Source organism: Roseovarius sp. A-2, assembly GCF_002072155.1.
Taxonomy (GTDB): domain Bacteria; phylum Pseudomonadota; class Alphaproteobacteria; order Rhodobacterales; family Rhodobacteraceae; genus Roseovarius.
Map to the genome: position 1 here is coordinate 245,799 of NZ_BDIY01000002.1, position 19,356 is coordinate 265,154.

The following is a 19,356-nucleotide window of genomic DNA, read 5'->3' on the forward strand; positions in this document are numbered from 1 at the left end:
TGCAAGGTTCCGGGATCAGCGTTTGCGCCCCGCTCTCGACCTGCTGAATGCGGTCGGGCAGATGGGGGCCGGGGATGTGGTTGATATGGGCTGCGGCAACGGCACGATGGCCGAGGCACTGCGCGCGCGCAGTGCGGGGCGGCGCCTGACCGGTGTCGATGCCAGCCCCGCGATGCTGGAGAAGACCCGCGCCAGTGGCGCTTATGATGCCCTGCAACAGGCAGATATCGCCGACTGGCACCCGCGTCATGCCCCTGGCCTGATCTATTCCAACGCTGCTCTGCATTGGGTGGGCAACCACGAGACGCTGATGCCCCGGCTTGCCGCGATGCTGAGCAAGGGCGGCACGCTGGCCGTGCAGATGCCGCATCAGAACAAGGCGCCGTCGCATCGCGTCTGGCTGACGCTGGCCGAGGAATTTTACCCCGGGCGGGTCGAGAAGATGGGCACGCCCGGTGTCATGGCCCCGGTGAAATACGAGGAATTGCTTGCCCCATTGGGGCAGTTCCGCCTGTGGGAAACCGATTACTACCAGCGCCTGACCGCAGAGCCGGGCAGCCACCCGGTGCGCCGCTATACCGAGAGCACCTATGCGCGCCCGGTGCTGGCGATGCTGGAGCCCGAGGAAAAGGCTGACATCATCCGCCGCTACGAGGAGGTGATGCACACCGCCTATCCGGTGCGCGCCGATGGCACGGTGCTGTTCCCGTTCCGGCGGATGTTCTTTACCCTCACGGTCTGAGCCTGTGGCCGCCGTTGCATGGATATTTCTGGCAAGATGAATCGGGGGCAGGCATGCCGGCTTTGAAACCTACGCTGTATGCGGGGCGGATCACGTGGATTGGGCGAGTCGCGGATCGGGCGGCAAGCCTTGCGGCGGAGCCATTGAGCGAGATTTCCGTCAGCTTTGCCGGGATCGCGGGTGAAGAGCATGCAGGTCTGACGCGCCCGTCGTGCAGCCGGGTCGTGGCGCAGCATCCCAAGGGGACGGAGATCCGCAACGTGCGGCAGTTTTCCGTGCTCTCGGTCGAAGATCTTGATGCAATAGCAAGGAAAATGGGCGTGGACCGGCTTGATCCGGCCTGGGTCGGGGCCTCTCTGGTGGTCGATGGCATTCCGGATTTCACCCACCTTCCGCCCGCGTCGCGGTTGCAGGGGCCGGACGGGGTGACGCTGGTGGTGGATATGGAAAACCGCCCCTGTCACCTGCCCGCCAAGGTGATCGACGCACATTTGCCTGGGGTTGGCGGGCGGTTCAAGGCGGCAGCAAACGGTCGGCGCGGCGTGACCGCCTGGGTCGAGCGTGAGGGCGTGTTGCGGCTGGGTGAGACGCTGCGCCTGCACATTCCCGATCAGCCCGCCTGGGGCGAGCTGGCGCGGGTGCGCGGCGAGATGCTTTGATCCCGCACCTGTGGTTTCCGATCAGAAACCATGCCGCGACAGGCCGCCGCAAGCGGGGCGGGATGTGTCGGATTCACATGCTGCGGGATGCCGCAAACTGGCTATAGCCGGATCAGACCCACCCCTTGCCTCCGGGCAACGCAAAAGGACCGATCATGAGCTACAAATCTGATATCGAGATCGCACGCGAGGCGCAGAAGCGCCCCATTCAGGAGATCGGTGAAAAGCTGGGGATTTCCAGCGATCACCTGCTGCCCTATGGCCATGACAAGGCCAAGGTGAGCCAGGAGTTCATCAACTCGGTTCAGGGCAACAAGACCGGCAAGCTGATCCTCGTGACCGCGATCAACCCGACGCCTGCGGGCGAAGGCAAGACCACCACCACCGTGGGTCTGGGCGACGGCCTGAACCGCATCGGCAAGAAAGCCACCGTTTGCATCCGAGAGGCGAGCCTTGGGCCGAATTTCGGCATGAAGGGCGGGGCCGCGGGTGGTGGCCATGCGCAGGTTGTCCCGATGGAGGACATGAACCTGCATTTCACCGGCGATTTTCACGCCATCACCAGTGCGCACAGCCTGCTGTCGGCGATGATCGACAACCATATCTACTGGGGCAACGAGCTTGATATCGACGTGCGCCGGGTGCAGTGGCGGCGGGTCGTGGACATGAATGACCGCGCGCTGCGTCACGTCAACGTGAGCCTCGGCGGCGTCGCAAACGGCTTTCCGCGCGAGGGCGGGTTCGACATCACCGTGGCCTCGGAGGTCATGGCGATCTTGTGTCTGGCGCGCGATCTCAAGGATCTCGAAGAGCGTCTCGGCGCGATGATCGTCGCCTATCGCCGCGACAAGACGCCGGTTTTCTGCCGTGATATCAAGGCCGAAGGCGCGATGACCGTTCTGCTCAAGGACGCGATGCAGCCCAACCTCGTGCAGACGCTGGAGAACAACCCCGCCTTCGTGCATGGCGGACCGTTTGCGAATATCGCGCACGGCTGCAACTCGGTCATCGCTACCACCACCGCGCTCAAGCTGAGCGACTACGTGGTGACGGAAGCCGGGTTCGGGGCAGATCTCGGGGCCGAGAAATTCATGAACATCAAGTGCCGCAAGGCGGGGCTCGCGCCCGATTGCGTCGTGCTGGTCGCGACCGTGCGCGCGATGAAAATGAACGGTGGCGTGGCCAAGGTCGATCTGGGGGCCGAGAATGTCGAGGCCGTCAAGGCGGGCTGTCCGAACCTCGGGCGGCATATCGAGAACGTCAAATCGTTCGGCGTGCCGGTGGTCGTGGCGATCAACCATTTCGTCACCGATACCGATGCCGAGGTGGCTGCCGTCAAGGAGTATGTCGCCAGCCACGGGGCTGAGGCGGTGCTGTCGCGGCATTGGGAGCTGGGCTCGGAAGGCTCCGAGCCGCTGGCCAAGAAGGTGGTCGAGATGGCAGAGGCCGGCACCGGCGATTTCGCCCCGCTCTATCCCGACGAGATGCCGCTGATGGAAAAGATCGAGACCATCGCCAAGCGCATCTACCGCGCCGACGAGGTGCTGGCCGATCAGAAGATCCGTAACCAATTGAAGGATTGGGAAGAGCAGGGCTATGGCCATCTGCCGGTCTGCATGGCCAAGACGCAGTACAGCTTTACCACCGACCCCAGCCGTCGCGGTGCGCCGACAGGCCATTCGGTGCCGGTGCGCGAAGTGCGGATTTCGGCCGGTGCGGGCTTTATCGTTGTGGTCTGTGGTGAGATCATGACCATGCCGGGCCTGCCCTCGAAACCGGCGGCCGAGTCGATCCGGCTCAATGACGAGGGTCAGATCGAAGGGCTGTTCTGAGCCAGGACGTGGTGGCCCGCCCGGTCTCGTGCCGGACGGGCCAATCCGTTGCAAAGAAGGGGAAAGACATGACGGCAGACATCATCGACGGCAAGGCTTTCGCGGCCACGATCCGCGACAAGGTGACGGGCCACGTGGCGCGGCTCAAGGACGAGCACGGGATCACGCCCGGCCTTGCGGTGGTGCTGGTGGGCGAGGACCCGGCGAGCCAGGTCTACGTGCGCTCAAAGGGCAAGCAGACGGTCGAAGTGGGGATGAACTCCTACGAGCACAAGCTGGACCCTGAAACCTCGGAGGCGGATCTGCTGGCGCTGATCGAGCAGCTCAATAATGACCCCGCCGTGCATGGCATCCTTGTGCAGTTGCCCCTGCCGGATCATCTCGATTCCGATCTGGTCATCAACAGCATCGACCCGGCCAAGGACGTCGACGGCTTTCATATCTCCAATGTCGGCCTGCTCGGGACCGGGCAAAAGAGCATGGTGCCCTGTACGCCGCTCGGCTGTCTGATGATGCTGCGCGACAAGCTGGGCAATCTCAGCGGGATGGATGCCGTGGTGCTGGGTCGGTCGAACATCGTGGGCAAGCCGATGGCGCAGCTTTTGCTGGGTGACAGCTGCACCGTGACGATCGCGCATAGCCGCACCAAGGACCTGCCCGAGGTGGTCCGCCGGGCCGATATCGTTGTGGCCGCCGTGGGACGTCCCGAAATGGTGCCGGGTGACTGGATCAAGCCGGGGGCGACGGTGATCGACGTGGGCATCAACCGGATCGAGCGGGACGGCAAGACCAAGCTGGTCGGCGACGTGGATTTCCCATCGGTGCACGCGGTTGCCGGGGCCGTGACGCCGGTGCCGGGGGGGGTGGGCCCGATGACCATCGCCTGTTTGCTGGCCAACACGGTGACCGCCTGCTGCCGGGCCAACGGGCTGGCGGAACCCGAGGGGCTGACGGCCTGATCGCGGCGCGCCGGGGGCTATAGATCGGCGTGATATTCCGCGATCAGGTGGCGCACCACCGATTGAAGCGCCTCGGCCTCGGTCTGCCCGGTGTCGCGCGCGGCGATGAATACCGCGCGCTGCCGCTCTGAACTGGTGCCGCGCGCGAGCATGTCGCGCGCGTTCCCGGCCTCGGCCACCGCGTCGAAGAATTGCGCGTCCTCGGCGATCAATTCGAGAATTTCCTCGACCAGCACACCCATCTCGACAATCTCGTTGCGGCCAAAATCAATCAGCCCCTCGGTGGTGCCGTAACGCTGCGCGCGCCAGCGATTTTCCGAGACCAGAAAGCCGTCATAGATGCGCCAGCGCTGATTATGGATCGCCAGCCGCCAGAGCATCCGCGCCAGCGATTGCGTCAGCGCGGCCAGCGTCAGCGCATCCTCGAGCCGGGGCTGCACGTCGCAGATCCGCGATTCCAGTGTCGGAAAGCGCGACGAGGGGCGCAGATCCCACCAGATCTTGCTGGCATCCTCGATCACGCCCAGATCGACCAGCGCCTGAACCGAGCGGTCGAACTCGCCAAAGCTCTCCATCCGGGGCGGCGGGCCGGTGCGCGGCAGGTTGTCGAACACCGTCAGCCGATAGCAACTGAGCCCGGTATCCTGCCCCTGCCAGAACGGCGAGGAGCAACTGAGCGCCAGCAGATGCGGCAGGAAATAGCTCAGCTGGTTCATCAGGTCGATGCGCCGGTCGGGCGGCTCGATCCCGACATGCACATGCATGCCGCAGATCAGCATCCGTCGCACAACGCCCGCCAGATCGTGCTGCAAGTCGTTATAGCGTTGCTTGTCGGTATGGGTCTGGCTGCGCCAGTCGGAAAACGGGTGGCACGAGGCGGCGATGGGGGCGAGATTATGCGCCTTGGCATGTTTCGCGACGGTGCTGCGCAGGCGTTTGAGGTCCTCGCGCGCCTCACTGATGTTGCGGCAGACACGGGTGCCGATCTCGATCTGGCAATTGAGGAATTCCGGACTGACCTGATCCTGCAAGTCCTGTGCACAGGCGCGCATCAGAGCCTCCGGTGCCGGGCTGAGCGCCAGGCTGTCGAGATCAACGAGAAGGTACTCCTCCTCTACTCCGATGGTGAATTCCGGGCTGATATAAGCCATGCGCGTCGCTCCCCCGCCGTGATCGGTGCCGTCGAGGTACTTCAGCACGGTTTTCCGCGCGCGGGCAAGGAAAACGGGGGCGGGGCCTGCTACTCGACGCTGTCCACCGGGCGTATGCGCTGCACCAGCACGCTGCCCATCTCGACGATGCCTTCCATGCGCTCCTCCAGCCGGATCATCTCGGCCATGGCGCTGAGCATGGCAGAGCACTCCAGCCACCGGCCCGCCCTCGTTGCGCATGATCGAGCGCTCATTGTTGAGCAACGCCCTCGGCCGCCTCCCGCCTTTTCGCTCTGGCGCCGAGATGCGGAATTTGTAATAGACCGGCGCGGCCTTGAGAGTGAATTCCAGCACCTTTACCGCCACCAGGATTACGAAGAAATCGCGGATCATGTGGATGAGAAAGCATTGATCGAAACGTCCAATCAGGGGCTGTTCTGGTCAAGTTTCTGGCGTGCCATGCGCGCTGTCCTTGCGAGCCCTGGACGCAAGGCAGGGCGTTTTGTCGCGATGGATAGGGAGCCGGCCCTCACAACCCTTATCTTTGGCGCGACGGGGCTGCCACATGTCAGGCACAGGAGGTTTGCGCCTGCACCTCTTCCATGGCCTCGACCAGTGCCTCGAGCGTGAGCAGGATCGAGGCGTGACGGTTCTTGTAGTCGCGCGCCGGGCGCAGCACCTCGAGCCCGTCGAACGGCGCGGGTGGCGTCGGGCCGTCGGATTTGAGCATCTCCTTGAGTGCGTCGCGCGCCGCGCGGACCTGCGACAGATCGCAGCCGATGATATTGGCACCCACCACGCTGGCCGCTGCCTGACCGAGCGCGCAGGCCTTGACCTCGGCGGCATAGTCACAAATCCGGCCCTCGTTGCAGGCGATATCCACCGTCACCGTCGAGCCGCAGAGCGGCGCGCGGCGCTTGACGCTGGCCTGCGGCGCGTCGAGCCGCCCGTGATGCGGGATGTCAGCCGCGAGCTCGAGGATGCGCGCGGAATAGAGCTTGATCAGGTCGGTCTCGCCGGACATGGCTTTCCCTTTCGTGTCGTCCCCCCTAAATAGGCCCGCACGCGCCAGATGCAAAAGGAAATCCGTCATGGACTTCGATCCGAATCGACTAAAGTATGATGCCAACGGGCTGATCCCGGCAATCGCGCAGGAGGCGGAAACCGGCGAGGTGCTGATGATGGCCTGGATGAATGCCGAGGCCGTCGCGCGCACGCTGGAAACGGGGCGTGTGACCTATTGGAGCCGCTCGCGACAGTCCTTCTGGATAAAGGGGGAAACCTCGGGCCATGTGCAGGAACTGGTCGAGATGCGCATAGATTGCGACAGCGATTGCCTGCTCTTGCTGATCCGCCAGACCGGGCCCGCCTGTCACACCAACCGGCGGTCATGCTTTTACCGGGCGGTGCGCGAGGGCGCGGAGATTGAGATCATGGCACCGATGGCGGCGTCGGATTGAGTATTTCTAGAACGATGAAACGCTAAAGCATGTTGCTCAAGAGTGGGAACCGGTTTTGAGCTTGTCGAGCATGCGACATACTCTAAAGCCCGACGATTTTGCGGATGTCTTGCGGGCTGGCCCCCTCGGCGCGATAAGTGGCGATAGCGCGGGCGTCGTCGCGTTTGGCGAGGCGCTTGTCGTGGTCGTCGCGGATCAGCCGGTGGTGGTGATAGGCGGGGGTGGGCAGACCAAGCAGACGTTGCAGCAGGACGTGGATCTGTGTGGCGTCGCGCAAATCCTGACCACGGATCACATGGGTGGTCTGCTGGTCGGCATCGTCGAGTACCACTGAGAGGTGATAGGAGGCCCCCATATCGCGACGGGCAAGCACCACGTCGCCCACGGTGGCGGGCAGGTTGCGGGGCGTGATGATGTCGTCTTTTTCTTTGTATGTCAGAGGGCTGGAGAGTGTTTTGCAGGCGCGGCTTATGTCAAGGCGCAGGGCGGTGTCTTGCGGCATCGCGCCCTTGGGCGGGGTGTCGGGGCGGCAGGTGCCGGGGTAGATTACCCCGTCGGGGCCATTGAGCGGCGCACCTTCCTGCGGGGCGGCGGCGGCGGCGCGGATATCGCTGCGACTGCAGGAACATGGGTAGAGAAATCCCTGATTCCAAAGTGTTTTCAGGGCATCCCGATAGTGTGAAAGTCGGGTGGATTGACGCAGGACCGGGGCAGGCCAGCTGAGGCCGAGCCACGTCAGGTCATCGAAAATCTGCGCTTCCCACTCTGGGCGGCTACGGCTTTGGTCCAGATCGTCGATGCGCAAAAGGAAGGTGCCGTTCGCCGCTCGCGCCATGTCATGCGCCAGCATCGCCGAGAAGGCGTGCCCCAGATGGAGCGGGCCGGTAGGTGAAGGGGCAAAGCGCGTTATGAACATTTAAGCAATTGGTTAGGGTGCGAAGCTCATGCATTGCGCCTGCAACCAATCGGTCCATGCCGCCTTGGCCCTGTCGGTATAGGCCTTGTAGCGATGCACGCGCCCGCGCCGACCTCCCTTGAGCCCCTCCACCGGGCGGAAGAGGCCGAAATTCACGTTCATCGGTTGAAAGGTCTTGGCCTCGGCGCCGCCCGTGATGTGGTGGATGAGCGCGCCCATGGCACTGTCTTGCGGGACGGGTGGCAGAGGTTGGCCCATGATTTCAGCGGCGGCGAGGCGGCCCGCGAGCAGGCCCATGGCCGCTGACTCGACATAACCCTCGACGCCGGTGATCTGCCCGGCAAAGCGGATATGCGGGCGCGAGCGCAGGCGCAGCTGATCATCGAGCAACGTCGGAGAATTCAGGAAGGTGTTGCGGTGGATGCCGCCAAGGCGGGCGAAATTGGCGTTCTCCAGTCCGGGGATTGCCTTGAAAACAGCGGCTTGCGCGCCATATTTCATCTTGGTCTGGAAGCCCACCATATTGTAGAGCGTGCCGAGCGCATTGTCACGGCGCAGTTGCACCACCGCATGCGCCTTGATGTCGGGCTGATGCGGGTTGGTCAGGCCGACGGGCTTCATCGGGCCGTGGCGCAGGGTTTCGCGGCCGCGTTCGGCCATCACCTCGATAGGCAGGCAGCCGTCGAAATACTTGGCCGTTTCGCCCTCGTGAAACTCGGTCTTGTCGGCGGCGAGCAGCGCATCGATGAAGGCCTCATACTGGTCGCGGTCCATTGGGCAATTGAGATAGGCGGTGCGTTCCGCCTCGGTCTCGCCCTTGTCGTAGCGCGATTGCATCCACGCCTTGGACATGTCGATGCTGTCGTAATAAACAATTGGGGCGATGGCGTCGAAGAAGGCGAGCGCGTCGCTCCCGGTCTCGCGTGCGATGGCCTGGCCCAGCCCTTCCGAGGTCAGCGGGCCAGTCGCGACGATCCAGTGGCCATCCGTAGGAAGCTCCGTGATTTCAGCATGTTGCACGGTGATCTTTGGGTGATCCATGAGGCGCTGCGTGACCGATTGCGCGAACGGGTCGCGATCCACGGCGAGCGCGCCCCCGGCGGGCAGACGGTGGCGGTCGGCCATCGCCATGATCAGGCCATCTGCGGCCCGCATTTCCCAATGCAGCAGGCCCACGGCGTTCTGCTCATGGTCATCCGAGCGGAAGGAATTGGAGCAGACCATTTCCGCCAGATCGCCCGTGCGATGCGCGAAGGTCTTCACCTTGGGGCGCATTTCGTGGAGGACCACGTTGATGCCGAGATTGGCGGCCTGCCAAGCGGCCTCGGACCCGGCCATGCCGCCGCCGATGATGTGCAAACTCTGTGTCATGGGCTGCGATCTAGGGGATTGCGCGGGGTTTGGAAAGGGGCGTCACTGCTGCCAGTCCGGCGGGCGCTTGGCGAGAAAGGCATTGATGCCCTCGTCGGTGTCGCGGTCGAGCATGTTCTCGACCATCACCGCGCCGGTATGGGCGTAGGCGGCGTCAATGTTCAGTTCCAGTTGTTCGTAGAAGGCGCGCTTGCCGATGCGCACCGCCGAGCCGAGCTTGGCCGCCACGGTCTCGGCAAGGGTCATGGTCTCGGCCTCCAGATCCTCCATCGGCACGGCGCGGTTGATCAGGCCCAGCTCCTGCGCGCGGTTGGTCTCGATGAATTGCCCGGTGGTCAGCATCTCGAACGCCTGTTTGCGCGGGATGTTGCGGCTGAGCGCCACCATGGGGGTCGAGCAGAAAAGTCCGATATTGACGCCGTTGACGCCAAAGCGGGTACCGTGGGCGGCGACCGCCATGTCGCAGGACGCCACAAGCTGGCAGCCTGCGGCGGTGGCGATGCCATGCGGCGCGGCGATCACCGGCTGCGGCAGGTCGCGGATTGCGGTCATCACCTCGGTGCAGCGCGCGAAGAGATCGGCGAAATAGGCGCGGCCATTGTCGGGCGATTGCCGCGCGGCCTGCATTTCCTTGAGATCGTGGCCCGCGCAGAACGCCTTGCCGGTGCCCGCGAGCGTGACCACGCGAATGCGGCGATCCTCGCCGAGCCGCGCGAATTCGGATTTGAGTTCCGCCAGCATCGCGTCGGAGAGCGCGTTGAGATTGCCCGGTGAGTTGAGCGTAAGACGCGCGATTGCGCCTTCGTCTGTGCGGTCGAGAATTGGCATCTTGTCACCCCTTTTGCGTTATGGCCATTCTGGCATGGATAAGGGCAGGGAGGAAAGCATGAGCCTGAAGATGGGTGCGGAAGACTTGATGGGATTCCTGGAGCGGGAATTTCCGCAGGTCATGGGCGAGTTTGCCATCGAGGATGTGGGCGAGATGCGTATTCGCACGCGGCTTTTGGTGGGGGAGCGGCATTTGCGGCCCGGCGGCACCGTGTCGGGCCCGTCGATCTTTGCGCTGGCGGATGTGTCGGTCTACCTCGCCGTGCTGGCGATGATCGGGCCGCAGGGGCTGGCGGTGACGACCAATTGCAGCATAGATTTCATGCGCAAACCGGCGGCGCGCACCGATCTGATCGGAGAATGTCGGCTCTTGAAGCTGGGGCGCGTGCTGGCGGTCGGCGAGGTGCTGGTGTTTTCCGACGGCGTGACGCAGCCGGTAGCACGGGCGAGCCTGACCTATTCGATCCCGCCGGCCTGAGCGCCGGGGGGCTGTCTGCCCCCCGGACCCCCCCCGAGAGTATTTTTCGAACGATGAGGCTCAGGGCAGGAGCTTGGCGACATAGCCGGGCAGGGCGAAGGCGGCTTGATGGACCTGCGGGGTGTAGTATCCAGGCGTGATGCCGGTGGCATCGAACCGGCCTTGCAGCACATCCAGAGGTGTGGCGCGCGACGGGCCATCGGTGCCCCAGCCAAAGGCCATCGGCCCGCCCGCATAGGTGGGGACGGTCGCAAGATAGCAGGTGGCATCGACGAAAAGGGCGCGAAAGGCGCGCATGGTGTTGTGCAATTCCTGACCTTGCAGGAAGGGCACGCCGTTTTGTGTCACGAGTATGCCGTCCTCGGTCAGGGCGCGCTTGGCGTGCCCGTAGAACGTGTCGGAAAAGAGCACCTCGCCCGGGCCGATGGGATCGGTCGAATCGACGATGATCACATCATAACCGCCCGCGGTCTGGCGGATGAACTCGGCGCCGTCGGCGATCACCAGATCGAGGCGCGGATCGTCGAACGCGCCGTCGCTCAGCATCGGCAGGAATTCTCTCGAGAAGTCCACCACGCCCGCGTCGATTTCCACCATCGTCACATGCGCGACCGTGGCGTGGCGCAGCACCTCGCGGGCCATGCCGCCATCGCCGCCGCCGATGATCAGCACGCGCTTGGCCGCACCATGCGCCAGGATCGGCACATGAGTCAGCATCTCGTGATAGATGAAATTGTCGCCCTCGGTGGTCTGTACCACATCATCAAGCGTCAGCACCCGGCCGAAGGTGCCGTTCTGGAACACCTTCAACCGCTGATGCTCGGTCTTGCTGTCATAGAGCATCTCGTCCACGCGCAGGGCTTGCGCATAGTCGGGATGCAGGCTCTCGCGAATCCAGTTGCTCATGCCGCGATTCCGGCCTCGGTCACGACATCCTCGCCGCGCAGCAGTTCCTTGATGCGGACATCTGCTGTGCCGAACGCGGATTTCAGCACATCAACGGCCAGCCAGGGCCGGGCCTCGCCGCACATGAACACGTCGAACGCGCCATAGCCGATTTCGGGCCAGGTGTGGACCGAGATATGGCTTTCGGCCAGCACCGCCACGCCCGACACGCCCTGCGGGCTGAACTTGTGGGTATGGATATGCAGCAGTGTTGCGCCACAGGTATCCACGCAGTCGCGGAACGCCTGTTGGATGCGGCCCTCGTCATCGAGCCCGTGGCCGTTCACCACCTCGATGATCAGATGGGTGCCCGCGAACACAGCGCCGTCGCGCCGGATGAAGTGATCATCGCGGCTCTCGTCCAGCACATCGCGGGGTAAAATGGTGTCGTCGTTCGCGGGGGTGATCCCGCGGGTGGTGTCTTCCTCTTGGGCGCCTGTCTCCAGACCGATCCCCAGTTGGAAGAGGTTGGCGTCTTTCATGGCGCTCCCCTTCGTTCCAGCAGATTGAATCCAGTCGGTCCCTTAGCGCCCCCCCAGAAAGACATCCGAAGTTGGGATCGGTCCCGATCAAGTGAATCGGCAATTAGGGGCGTAGCCTGAGTCGTGCAAGGTGTTTCCGCAGCGCGGCGAGATTTCTCGGCGGAAATGCCACGGATTGCGCAGAGGATTATGGGGTATAATAATACCTAATTTACAAGTCATTGAAATTACGAATTTTATTGGAAATAATGCCTGTTGACCCGGTCGCGTCACTGACTATAACCCGCCCATCGCATCGGCGTGCCACGCATGGCCCGCCGGGACCAAGACCAAAGATCAAGCACAAGGTTTTGCCTGACATGAAAACATTCTCTGCAACGCCTGCAGATATCGACAAGAAATGGATCCTGATCGACGCCGAGGGCGTTGTTCTGGGCCGTCTCGCCTCGATCATCGCAATGCGCCTGCGCGGCAAGCACAAGCCGAGCTTTACGCCCCATATGGACACGGGTGACAACGTGATCGTCATCAATGCCGACAAGGTGCAGCTTACCGGCAACAAGCGCAACAAGCCGAACTATTGGCACACTGGCCACCCGGGCGGCATCAAGTCGCGCACCACGGCTGAGATCCTCGAGGGCAAGTACCCCGAGCGCGTCGTGATGCAGGCCGTCAAGCGCATGCTGCCGGGCAACCGCCTGAGCCGCACGCTGATGACCAATCTGCGCGTCTATGCCGGCACCGAGCACCCCCACGAAGCCCAGAGCCCCGAGGTGCTGGACGTCAAATCCATGAACTCCAAGAATACGCGGGTGGCTTACTGATGGCTGAAGAAATCAAATCCCTCGAAGGTCTGGAAGCCGTCGCAGGTGACGTAGGCGTTGCCCCCGAGGCGATGGAAGCCCCGCGCGAGCCCGTCCGCGACGATCTCGGTCGCTCCTATGCCACCGGCAAGCGCAAGGACGCGGTCGCCCGCGTCTGGATCAAGCCCGGCTCGGGCAAGGTTGTCGTCAACGGCAAGCCGATCAACGAGTATTTCGCGCGCCCTGTGCTCCAGATGATCCTCAAACAGCCGTTCACCGTGTCCGGCACCGAGGATCAGTTTGACGTGATGGCGACCGTCAAGGGCGGTGGCCTCTCGGGGCAGGCGGGTGCGGTCAAGCACGGCGTGTCCAAGGCGCTCCAGCTTTATGATCCCAGCTTGCGCGGTGCGCTCAAGGCCGCCGGGTTCCTGACCCGCGACAGCCGCGTGGTGGAACGCAAGAAATATGGCCGGGCCAAGGCGCGCAAGAGCTTCCAGTTCTCCAAGCGTTAAGCCTCGATCCGTTCAAAAACACGAAGGGCCGTCCCAAGGGGCGGCCCTTTTGTATTTGTGCGTCGCATCAGCCGGTCGCCCGATCCGGGGTAGGGTCGCGCCGCTCGGCCATGAACTGATCGAATTCGGCCTTGTCACGCGCGTCGCGCAGGCGTTGCAGAAAGCTCTCGAACTGCTCCTGTTCCTCTTCGAGGCGGCGCAGCGTGTCGGCTTTGTAAGCGTCAAAGGCGCTGTTGCCCGAGGGCGCGTTTCGGGTGTGGCGGGTGGATGTGCGGCTGCAGGACATGCGATTGCTCCAGATCATGTAACCCAAGAGGGCGAGGCCAATCGGCCAGAAGACGATGAAGCCCAGAACCATGGCGATGATCCAGGCGGGTTTGCCCTGCCGGTCGAGCCAGGTTTCGGCCCGTGCGGGCCATGCGGCGATGGTGGACATGGGTGCTCCTCTTACAGTGTGAATGTTATTTACATTTACATAGATGGGAATGCCTTGGCCGCATGCAAGGGGGCCGGGCGGGAAATTTTCAGCTGTCGGGCGGGATCAGGCCGAGGCCGCGCAGGTAGACCGCGATGCCCGACTCGAGCAGGTCGTCGGGCGGAAAGGGTGAACGGGCCCCGGGATTGCCGCGCGCGAAGAGTTCCACGACGCCGTGGCTCATGGCCCAGACATGGGCTGCGAACATTGCCGCAGGGGGGCGGCGGTCAGGCGGCAGGTGGGCCGAGAGCGCCTCGGCCGCGCGATTGAGAATGGCCTGCGCGCGCCCGGCTGCATCGGCCAGTTCCGGGCTGCAATTGACCGAGAGGTTGGATTCGAACATCGCCACGTAATGCCCGGCATTGCTGCGGGCAAACTCCAGATAGGCGCGGCCCGTCGTCATGAAGGCCGCCAGCGGATTGGGCTGGCCGCCGTCAAAGGCCGCCTCCATCCGCGTCACGAAAATCTCGTAGCCCTGGCGCGCGGCCTCGGCGATCAGTGCCTCGCGCCCCGAAAAATGCCGGTAGGGGGCGGCGGGCGAGACGCCCGCCAGCTTGGCGGCCTCGGCCATGGTAAAGCCCTGTGGCCCGCGCTCGGCAATTAGGTCGAGCGTCGCCTCGACCAGCGCCTGCCGCAGGTTGCCGTGGTGATAGCCCTGCTTAGCCATTCCAGATCTCGGGCCCGCCCGCGATCCCGGCGTCGCACGTGCCGACGGCGCGGGGGTCCTTGCGGGCGTAGTCGAGGCTGCTGAGCACCTGCCGGATCGCGGCCAGCCGGGCGCGGCGCTTGTCATCGCTGCGGATCACGGTCCAGGGCGCGTGGCTGCTGTGGCTGCGCGCGAGCGTTTCCTCGATGGCGGCGCTGTAGGCGTCCCATTTGCGCAGGCCCTCGACGTCGATTCGGCTTAGTTTCCATTGCTTGAGCGGGCTTTGCTCGCGCTTGAGAAAGCGGCGCAGCTGTTCGGCACGACCCACATTCAGCCAGAACTTGAAGAGGTGAATGCCCTCATCGACCAGCATCCGCTCGAAATCCGGCACCTGTTTGAAGAACGACTCGCGCTCGGCCTCGGTGCAAAAGCCGAAGACATGTTCGATCACGCCGCGATTGTACCAGCTGCGGTCATAAAACACGATCTGTCCCCCGGCGGGCAGATGGTCGATATAGCGCTGGAAATACCATTGCGTGGCCTCAGTATCCGAGGGTTTGGGCAGCGCCACGACCCGCGCGCTGCGAGGATTGAGGTTCTCGCGGAACCGCTTGATGGTGCCGCCCTTGCCGGCCGCGTCGCGCCCCTCGAAGACGATGACCACGCGCGCGCCGGTTTCGCGCGCCCAGTGCTGCAGCTTCACCAGTTCGATCTGGAGGTGCTCAAGTTCCTTTTCATAGACCTTCTTGGCCATGCGCTCGGAATAGGGAAAGCTAGGGTCGAGCACGTCGTCCTTGTCAGCCCGGCGGATGGCGTCGCGCACCTCGCGGGGGGCGTCGTTCTCGAAAAAGGCGCTGATCGCGCCATCAAAGGGGAGCTCCATGCCGGGCCTCGTTCTTGTGATGCCCCACTATGGCGGCTCACTCCGGCGGGCGCAATCCGGCGCGGGTGGCGACGCGGTGGATGGCGGCGATGACCGCATCGGGGGCGGCATGGTGCGGCATATGGCCGATGCCGTCGAGAGCAGTGAGATTGGCACCGTCCACCTGATCGGCGAGGGGGCGGGAATGGATAGAGAGGCCGACGGTGGTGTCAGCGGTGCCGTGGACGATCTCGACCGGGAGTGCGAGTTCGTCGTAGCGGGGGTGCAGCGCCTCGATCTCTGAGAGCAGGTTGGCGCGTTGCAGGGCGTTGGCGCGCATGCTGTGCCGCCGCAGGGTCAGCCCCGCGCCGATATGATCAAGATAGCCCCCGGGCGGCGCTTGCGGCGTGAAAATCTCTGATACCGCCTGTTCGACGCGGGCGTCATCGACAAAAGCGGTAATGAAAGGGATCACGAGAGGCCCAAGCACCGGGTGCGAGAGCACGCGGTAATAGGTGGAGAGGCCACTCTTCCACGGCTTGGCCGCACCCGCCAGATCGACGAGGGCGGCGATATGGTCGGGTTGTGTGACCGCCCAGGCGAGCGCCACCGCGCCGCCGTAGCTGTGGCCGAGCACGATGGGTTTCTCGGCACCGAACTGCGCGGCGGCCTTTTGCATCAGCGCGGCCTGTTGGGTGATCGTGGCCCCGGTGCGGTTGATCCGGTCGGTATAGCCGAGGCCCGGACGGTCGAGCACGATGACGCGGTAATCGCCTGCGAGGCGCGGAGCGAGATCAAAGGTCATATCGCGGGTGTTGCCAGAGGCCCCGTGAATGAGCACCAGATCGGGGGCCGAGCCGTCATCAGGCCCCATCACCACGCCGTGCACGCGGTGGCCGTCGACCTCGATGATCTGGCCCTCGGGGGGAAAGGCGGCCTCGGCCCGTGCCTCGTGCAGGCGCGCGCGGTGCAGTGTCCAGCCCCAGAGGCCGGCGATGACAATCGCAATGACTATCAGAGATTTAATGGCCAATGTTCATCTGCTCGAACGGGGTCGTCTGGTAGATCTGGTTGATCCAGTTGCCATAGAGCAGATGCGCGTGGCTGCGCCAGCGGTTCGAGGGCGGGCGCGCGGGATCGTCGCCCGGATAGTAGTTGCACGGCACGTTGATCGGGGTGCCGGTCGCGACGTCGCGGTCATATTCCTGTTTCAGCGTGTCGCTGTCATATTCGAAATGGTTGAAAATATAGAGCGCACGGCGCGCGGTATCCTCGACCAGACAGGGGCCGACCTCGTCACTGTCGAGAAGGATGCGAAGTCCCGGCACCGCCTCGATCTCGGCGCGTTTCATCTCGGTCCAGCGGCTGACAGGGATGACGCAATCATCCGAAAACCCGCGCAGATAGGGCGAGGCGGGATCCATGTTGCGGTGCCGGAAGCAGCCGAAGGCCTTGTGATCCAGCTTATGTTTCTTGACGTCGTGGAAATGGTTGATCATCGCCATCCCGCCCCAACAGACGCCGAAGGTGGAATGAACATGGGTCTGGGTCCAGTCAAAAACGCGGGCCAATTCGCCCCAATAGGTGACGGCGTCGAAGTCGAGATGTTCGATCGGCGCGCCGGTGATGATCAGCCCATCATATTTATCGCCCGAGGCTGCGACCTCCTCGAAGGGGCGGTAGAAGCTTTCCATATGCTCGGCGGCGGTGTTCTTGGTCTGATGTTCGGACATGCGGATCAGGTCAAGCTCGATCTGCAAGGGCGTGGCCCCGATCAGCCGGGCGAACTGGTTCTCGGTCTGGATCTTCTTGGGCATCAGGTTCAGCAGGCCGATGCGCAGCGGCCGGATATCCTGCCGCGCCGCTTGATCCGGGTCCATGACCATCACACCCTCGCGCGTCAGCACGGAATAGGCGGGCAGATTGGCGGGCATCTTGATGGGCATGGGGCAGGGGTCCTTGTTTGACTGGGGTCAGATAGGCGTATCGGTCCGGCGCTCAAGGGCGGTCGCGATCAGGTGATCGAAATCTGCGCCGTTGCGGATTTGCGCCACTTCGTCTGCGCTGACTGAGATACCCCATTTGATCATGGCCTCGTAGCGTGGTTGACGATGTGCGAGGGCGCGGGCATAGGTCCAGCGAATAAAGCTGTCTGGATCAACGTCGTCCACTTGGCAATTGTTTTCCCTCAGATATTCATCCCATGCGGTAGCGAGGAATTCGGGTTGATAGGCCATCGGCTTGGGCGCGCGGTCAAAGCGGCGGATCAGTTCGGCGGTATGCGCATCGGAGCCCTCGATATAGATCAGCAGGCAATGGCGGGAGAGCTCCGAAAGCAGCGGATCATTCGGGTCGTCGCCATCCACCCATTCGCAGATCGACCCGCCGGTGTCGCAGATGAAATGCGGATAGCCGTAGAGCCGCTCGGCGCGCTCGATGAAATAGCCGGTATCCATCAGCGCGTTGATCTCGGCCTGACGGAATTGTTCCTGACGGCGGCAGTAGTCGTCGATGGGCATGCCGCCCTTTGCCGGGTCGCCCGGCTTGCCCAGATAGGTCGAGACCGGGGCGAGATTGTGAAAGGTGATGTTGGAGCCGATATAGATCGAATCCGACAGCAGCAGGTCGCGTAGAAAGGGCACCTGCATGGCGTGCGCCTTGGCGTTGTCGACAATGAGCTCGCCCATGTAGCGGGTGCCGATACGGTAGTCGATCGAGTAGTGGAACCACCCGCCCTGATCGCGCAGCAGGTTGGAGACATGGGTCTTGCCCAGGCCCGACATGCCGTAGAACAGCACCCGTTTATGCGTCGCGTCACGCCAGTCCTGCGCGGTCTGATAGATCATTGCCTGTCCCCTTTGGTCACGGTGCTACAAAGCGCGCGCGGGGGCGTCAAATGGCAAAATGTCCGTGCCCACGAAAAAACCCCGCCCGGATGAGGGGCGGGGTCATGATGTTTGGCGGCTCTGTCGCTCAGTAGCGATAGGCCACCTTAAAACCGACGCCGATCGCGTCGTTGTTCTTGAACTGCGTTCTGGGCAGCGCGCCGATCGTGGTGACTGCGTCGCCTACGAAGGTGTAGTTCACGCCTCCGGACAAGATCATGCCGTTCTCATTCTCGTAGCGTGCGCCGACGGTAAAGCCGAGCTTGCCTGATGTCGGCCCGAGGTTCGAGACCGGCGAGCCATCGTCGTTATCCTCGTAGGTTGCCGAAAGGGAGCCCGAGAAATTTTTCGTGAATTGCCGACCGACCCCGAGCGTGTAGGTATAGGTGTCGCTTGTGTAAGACAGGAAGGGACCACCGGTCAGGATCTGGTAATCCCGGGGCGAGATCGTGAAATCGGACCAGTTGACCCACCGCACGCTGCCAAACACGAGCGTATCCTTGGCGATGCCGGATTGGAAGTTCAGGTTGATCGACTCGGGTGTTTCGATCTTGGTCTTGCTCGTCCGGGTGCCGAAGACAACCGTTGTTTCCGTGGTCCGGTGCGTGGTCTCGATGGTTGAGTTGTAGGTCAGCGACACGCGCAGCGCGATCTCGGGCTTCTCGTAGGACAGGCCCGCCACATAGCCGAGACCTTCGTCGCCCTGACCGTCCACCGAATATCCCGCGACGAGCGGGACATTGGAATCGGCAGTGACAGTTTGCACTCTGAAACCGCCATGAACGCCAAAACCATTCGTGAAGCGATAATTCAAAAGACCGGTGATGGCATCCGCGTCGAGACGCGCATCGGTCCCTGCGATCGGCCAGGCTCCGGCGGCAATATTGCCGATGGCCGTTGCGTCAGGGGTCCCTGCGAAGGGAACGGATCCGCCACTGTATTTGACATCGGCACCGAAGGGCTGGTCATAGATGATCGCAAAGCTTAGCTTTTCGGTGGCCTGATGTTTGTAGGCGGCCCCGACCTGAAAATACGAGTCCGCTATGTCACCCGAACTGCGTTGGCCAAGCGGTGTCGCGACTGTCCCCGAGACAGACGGAGATACCGCGCCAAAGCTGAATTCCGCGTAATTGCCGCGTTCGAACAGCACCTCGATGGATTGCCCCGAACGGTCGATGCCGCCAGCCTGAGCGCTCCCTGTCGCGACGACCGTAACGATCGCAGCGCGTGCGAGATTTTTCATAAATGTCCCTCCTCCAGAGTTATTGGAGGTCACATTACTGTTACGCAATGACCGGTCAATATTTGACGCGGCGTCACAGCTGTCCAAGGATCCGGCGGTGGCGTGGG

Annotated in this window: 21 protein-coding genes and 2 pseudogenes; 9 read left to right on the forward strand and 14 right to left on the reverse strand. The window is 63.2% G+C overall.

The annotated features are described in order from the left end of the window. The first annotated feature begins 22 nt into the window (after nt 1–22). The 4 genes from BHD06_RS04525 (at nt 23) to folD (ending at nt 4,192) form a co-directional block, all read left to right on the forward strand. Nucleotides 23–742 (forward strand): methyltransferase domain-containing protein, encoded by a 720-nt coding sequence (locus tag BHD06_RS04525; protein ID WP_376764840.1) that lies wholly within the window; start codon nt 23–25, stop codon nt 740–742. 53 nt (nt 743–795) lie between these two features. Beyond that, the gene (locus tag BHD06_RS04530) at nt 796–1,401 is read left to right on the forward strand and encodes an MOSC domain-containing protein (protein ID WP_080455798.1); all 606 of its coding nucleotides are present in this window, start codon (nt 796–798) and stop codon (nt 1,399–1,401) included. A gap of 155 nt (nt 1,402–1,556) precedes the next feature. Next, nucleotides 1,557–3,233, forward strand: coding sequence for a formate--tetrahydrofolate ligase (locus tag BHD06_RS04535; protein WP_080455799.1), 1,677 nt, complete (start codon nt 1,557–1,559; stop codon nt 3,231–3,233). Nucleotides 3,234–3,301: 68 nt separating this feature from the next. Further along, nucleotides 3,302–4,192, forward strand: coding sequence for a bifunctional methylenetetrahydrofolate dehydrogenase/methenyltetrahydrofolate cyclohydrolase FolD (gene folD, locus BHD06_RS04540; RefSeq protein WP_080455800.1), 891 nt, complete (start codon nt 3,302–3,304; stop codon nt 4,190–4,192). A 17-nt stretch (nt 4,193–4,209) separates the two neighbouring features. On the opposite strand, the gene BHD06_RS04545 is transcribed toward folD, so the two are convergent. Beyond that, nucleotides 4,210–5,343: a carboxylate-amine ligase gene (locus BHD06_RS04545; protein ID WP_080455959.1), complete on the reverse strand. Its 1,134-nt coding sequence runs from the start codon at nt 5,341–5,343 to the stop codon at nt 4,210–4,212. Between the two features lie 568 nt (nt 5,344–5,911). Then, nucleotides 5,912–6,367, reverse strand: coding sequence for an iron-sulfur cluster assembly scaffold protein (locus tag BHD06_RS04550; RefSeq protein WP_080455801.1), 456 nt, complete (start codon nt 6,365–6,367; stop codon nt 5,912–5,914). 67 nt (nt 6,368–6,434) lie between these two features. Here BHD06_RS04550 and hisI point away from each other — a divergent pair, with 67 nt between their 5' ends. Next, nucleotides 6,435–6,803 carry a phosphoribosyl-AMP cyclohydrolase gene (hisI, locus tag BHD06_RS04555; protein WP_080455802.1) on the forward strand — a complete coding sequence of 123 codons (369 nt, stop codon included), beginning with the start codon at nt 6,435–6,437 and terminating at the stop codon, nt 6,801–6,803. Nucleotides 6,804–6,873: 70 nt separating this feature from the next. Next, nucleotides 6,874–6,981: pseudogene (locus BHD06_RS24705) on the forward strand (hypothetical protein); the annotation flags it as partial. Here BHD06_RS24705 and gluQRS read toward each other — a convergent pair. From gluQRS to BHD06_RS04570, 3 genes and pseudogenes are all read right to left on the reverse strand, one after another. Further along, nucleotides 6,958–7,719, reverse strand: a pseudogene (gluQRS, locus tag BHD06_RS04560) (tRNA glutamyl-Q(34) synthetase GluQRS); the annotation flags it as partial. The pseudogenes BHD06_RS24705 and gluQRS sit on opposite strands and share 24 nt — an antisense overlap. A gap of 12 nt (nt 7,720–7,731) precedes the next feature. Continuing rightward, the gene (trmFO, locus tag BHD06_RS04565; RefSeq protein ID WP_080455804.1) at nt 7,732–9,090 is read right to left on the reverse strand and encodes a methylenetetrahydrofolate--tRNA-(uracil(54)-C(5))-methyltransferase (FADH(2)-oxidizing) TrmFO; all 1,359 of its coding nucleotides are present in this window, start codon (nt 9,088–9,090) and stop codon (nt 7,732–7,734) included. Between the two features lie 42 nt (nt 9,091–9,132). Then, nucleotides 9,133–9,918 (reverse strand): enoyl-CoA hydratase, encoded by a 786-nt coding sequence (locus BHD06_RS04570; protein ID WP_080455805.1) that lies wholly within the window; start codon nt 9,916–9,918, stop codon nt 9,133–9,135. Between the two features lie 58 nt (nt 9,919–9,976). On the opposite strand from BHD06_RS04570, the gene BHD06_RS04575 reads away from it, so the two are divergent. Next, a complete protein-coding gene (locus BHD06_RS04575) occupies nt 9,977–10,396 on the forward strand; it encodes a PaaI family thioesterase (protein ID WP_080455806.1) in 420 nt (139 codons plus the stop codon). 60 nt (nt 10,397–10,456) lie between these two features. On the opposite strand, the gene speE is transcribed toward BHD06_RS04575, so the two are convergent. Both speE and speD read right to left on the reverse strand, forming a co-directional pair. Next, nucleotides 10,457–11,302 (reverse strand): polyamine aminopropyltransferase, encoded by an 846-nt coding sequence (gene speE / locus BHD06_RS04580; protein WP_080455807.1) that lies wholly within the window; start codon nt 11,300–11,302, stop codon nt 10,457–10,459. Next, entirely contained in the window at nt 11,299–11,823 is a 525-nt protein-coding gene (gene speD, locus BHD06_RS04585; RefSeq protein WP_080455808.1) for an adenosylmethionine decarboxylase, read from the reverse strand. Before speD ends, speE begins: the two co-directional genes overlap by 4 nt. 359 nt (nt 11,824–12,182) lie before the next feature. Between speD and rplM the strand changes: the two genes are divergently transcribed. Together rplM and rpsI are read left to right on the forward strand one after the other, a co-directional pair. Beyond that, nucleotides 12,183–12,647 (forward strand): 50S ribosomal protein L13, encoded by a 465-nt coding sequence (rplM, locus tag BHD06_RS04590; protein ID WP_080455809.1) that lies wholly within the window; start codon nt 12,183–12,185, stop codon nt 12,645–12,647. Next, nucleotides 12,647–13,138 (forward strand): 30S ribosomal protein S9, encoded by a 492-nt coding sequence (rpsI, locus tag BHD06_RS04595; RefSeq protein WP_080455810.1) that lies wholly within the window; start codon nt 12,647–12,649, stop codon nt 13,136–13,138. Before rplM ends, rpsI begins: the two co-directional genes overlap by 1 nt. 67 nt (nt 13,139–13,205) lie before the next feature. Here the strand turns inward: rpsI and BHD06_RS04600 are convergent, their stop codons facing one another. The 7 genes from BHD06_RS04600 to BHD06_RS04630 form a co-directional block, all read right to left on the reverse strand. Further along, nucleotides 13,206–13,574: a DUF2852 domain-containing protein gene (locus BHD06_RS04600; protein WP_080455811.1), complete on the reverse strand. Its 369-nt coding sequence runs from the start codon at nt 13,572–13,574 to the stop codon at nt 13,206–13,208. Between the two features lie 88 nt (nt 13,575–13,662). After that, the gene (locus BHD06_RS04605; RefSeq protein WP_080455812.1) at nt 13,663–14,280 is read right to left on the reverse strand and encodes a TetR/AcrR family transcriptional regulator; all 618 of its coding nucleotides are present in this window, start codon (nt 14,278–14,280) and stop codon (nt 13,663–13,665) included. Continuing rightward, entirely contained in the window at nt 14,273–15,142 is an 870-nt protein-coding gene (ppk2, locus tag BHD06_RS04610; protein WP_080455813.1) for a polyphosphate kinase 2, read from the reverse strand. The genes BHD06_RS04605 and ppk2 overlap by 8 nt, the downstream gene beginning before the upstream one ends. Before the next feature lie 37 nt (nt 15,143–15,179). Then, nucleotides 15,180–16,154 (reverse strand): alpha/beta fold hydrolase, encoded by a 975-nt coding sequence (locus tag BHD06_RS04615; RefSeq protein WP_080455814.1) that lies wholly within the window; start codon nt 16,152–16,154, stop codon nt 15,180–15,182. Next, complete coding sequence (gene metA, locus BHD06_RS04620; protein WP_080455815.1) at nt 16,144–17,067, reverse strand: homoserine O-succinyltransferase; 924 nt, start codon at nt 17,065–17,067, stop codon at nt 16,144–16,146. The genes BHD06_RS04615 and metA overlap by 11 nt, the downstream gene beginning before the upstream one ends. Before the next feature lie 27 nt (nt 17,068–17,094). Next, nucleotides 17,095–17,967 carry an ATPase gene (locus BHD06_RS04625; protein WP_080455816.1) on the reverse strand — a complete coding sequence of 291 codons (873 nt, stop codon included), beginning with the start codon at nt 17,965–17,967 and terminating at the stop codon, nt 17,095–17,097. 127 nt (nt 17,968–18,094) lie between these two features. Further along, entirely contained in the window at nt 18,095–19,249 is a 1,155-nt protein-coding gene (locus BHD06_RS04630) for a hypothetical protein (protein ID WP_080455817.1), read from the reverse strand. Nucleotides 19,250–19,356: the final 107 nt, after the last annotated feature.

Bases quoted from the DNA above. Each gene is read 5' to 3' on its own strand.
- hisI (WP_080455802.1), top strand. From the start codon at position 6,435: ATGGACTTCGATCCGAATCGACTAAAGTATGATGCCAACGGGCTGATC.
- trmFO (WP_080455804.1), bottom strand. From the start codon at position 9,090: ATGACACAGAGTTTGCACATCATCGGCGGCGGCATGGCCGGGTCCGAG.
- BHD06_RS04575 (WP_080455806.1), top strand. From the start codon at position 9,977: ATGAGCCTGAAGATGGGTGCGGAAGACTTGATGGGATTCCTGGAGCGG.
- BHD06_RS04545 (WP_080455959.1), bottom strand. From the start codon at position 5,343: ATGGCTTATATCAGCCCGGAATTCACCATCGGAGTAGAGGAGGAGTAC.
- folD (WP_080455800.1), top strand. From the start codon at position 3,302: ATGACGGCAGACATCATCGACGGCAAGGCTTTCGCGGCCACGATCCGC.
- BHD06_RS04530 (WP_080455798.1), top strand. From the start codon at position 796: ATGCCGGCTTTGAAACCTACGCTGTATGCGGGGCGGATCACGTGGATT.
- BHD06_RS04535 (WP_080455799.1), top strand. From the start codon at position 1,557: ATGAGCTACAAATCTGATATCGAGATCGCACGCGAGGCGCAGAAGCGC.
- BHD06_RS04630 (WP_080455817.1), bottom strand. From the start codon at position 19,249: ATGAAAAATCTCGCACGCGCTGCGATCGTTACGGTCGTCGCGACAGGG.
- BHD06_RS04625 (WP_080455816.1), bottom strand. From the start codon at position 17,967: ATGATCTATCAGACCGCGCAGGACTGGCGTGACGCGACGCATAAACGG.
- metA (WP_080455815.1), bottom strand. From the start codon at position 17,067: ATGCCCATCAAGATGCCCGCCAATCTGCCCGCCTATTCCGTGCTGACG.
- speD (WP_080455808.1), bottom strand. From the start codon at position 11,823: ATGAAAGACGCCAACCTCTTCCAACTGGGGATCGGTCTGGAGACAGGC.
- rplM (WP_080455809.1), top strand. From the start codon at position 12,183: ATGAAAACATTCTCTGCAACGCCTGCAGATATCGACAAGAAATGGATC.
- BHD06_RS04605 (WP_080455812.1), bottom strand. From the start codon at position 14,280: ATGGCTAAGCAGGGCTATCACCACGGCAACCTGCGGCAGGCGCTGGTC.
- rpsI (WP_080455810.1), top strand. From the start codon at position 12,647: ATGGCTGAAGAAATCAAATCCCTCGAAGGTCTGGAAGCCGTCGCAGGT.
- speE (WP_080455807.1), bottom strand. From the start codon at position 11,302: ATGAGCAACTGGATTCGCGAGAGCCTGCATCCCGACTATGCGCAAGCC.
- ppk2 (WP_080455813.1), bottom strand. From the start codon at position 15,142: ATGGAGCTCCCCTTTGATGGCGCGATCAGCGCCTTTTTCGAGAACGAC.
- BHD06_RS04570 (WP_080455805.1), bottom strand. From the start codon at position 9,918: ATGCCAATTCTCGACCGCACAGACGAAGGCGCAATCGCGCGTCTTACG.
- BHD06_RS04550 (WP_080455801.1), bottom strand. From the start codon at position 6,367: ATGTCCGGCGAGACCGACCTGATCAAGCTCTATTCCGCGCGCATCCTC.
- BHD06_RS04600 (WP_080455811.1), bottom strand. From the start codon at position 13,574: ATGTCCACCATCGCCGCATGGCCCGCACGGGCCGAAACCTGGCTCGAC.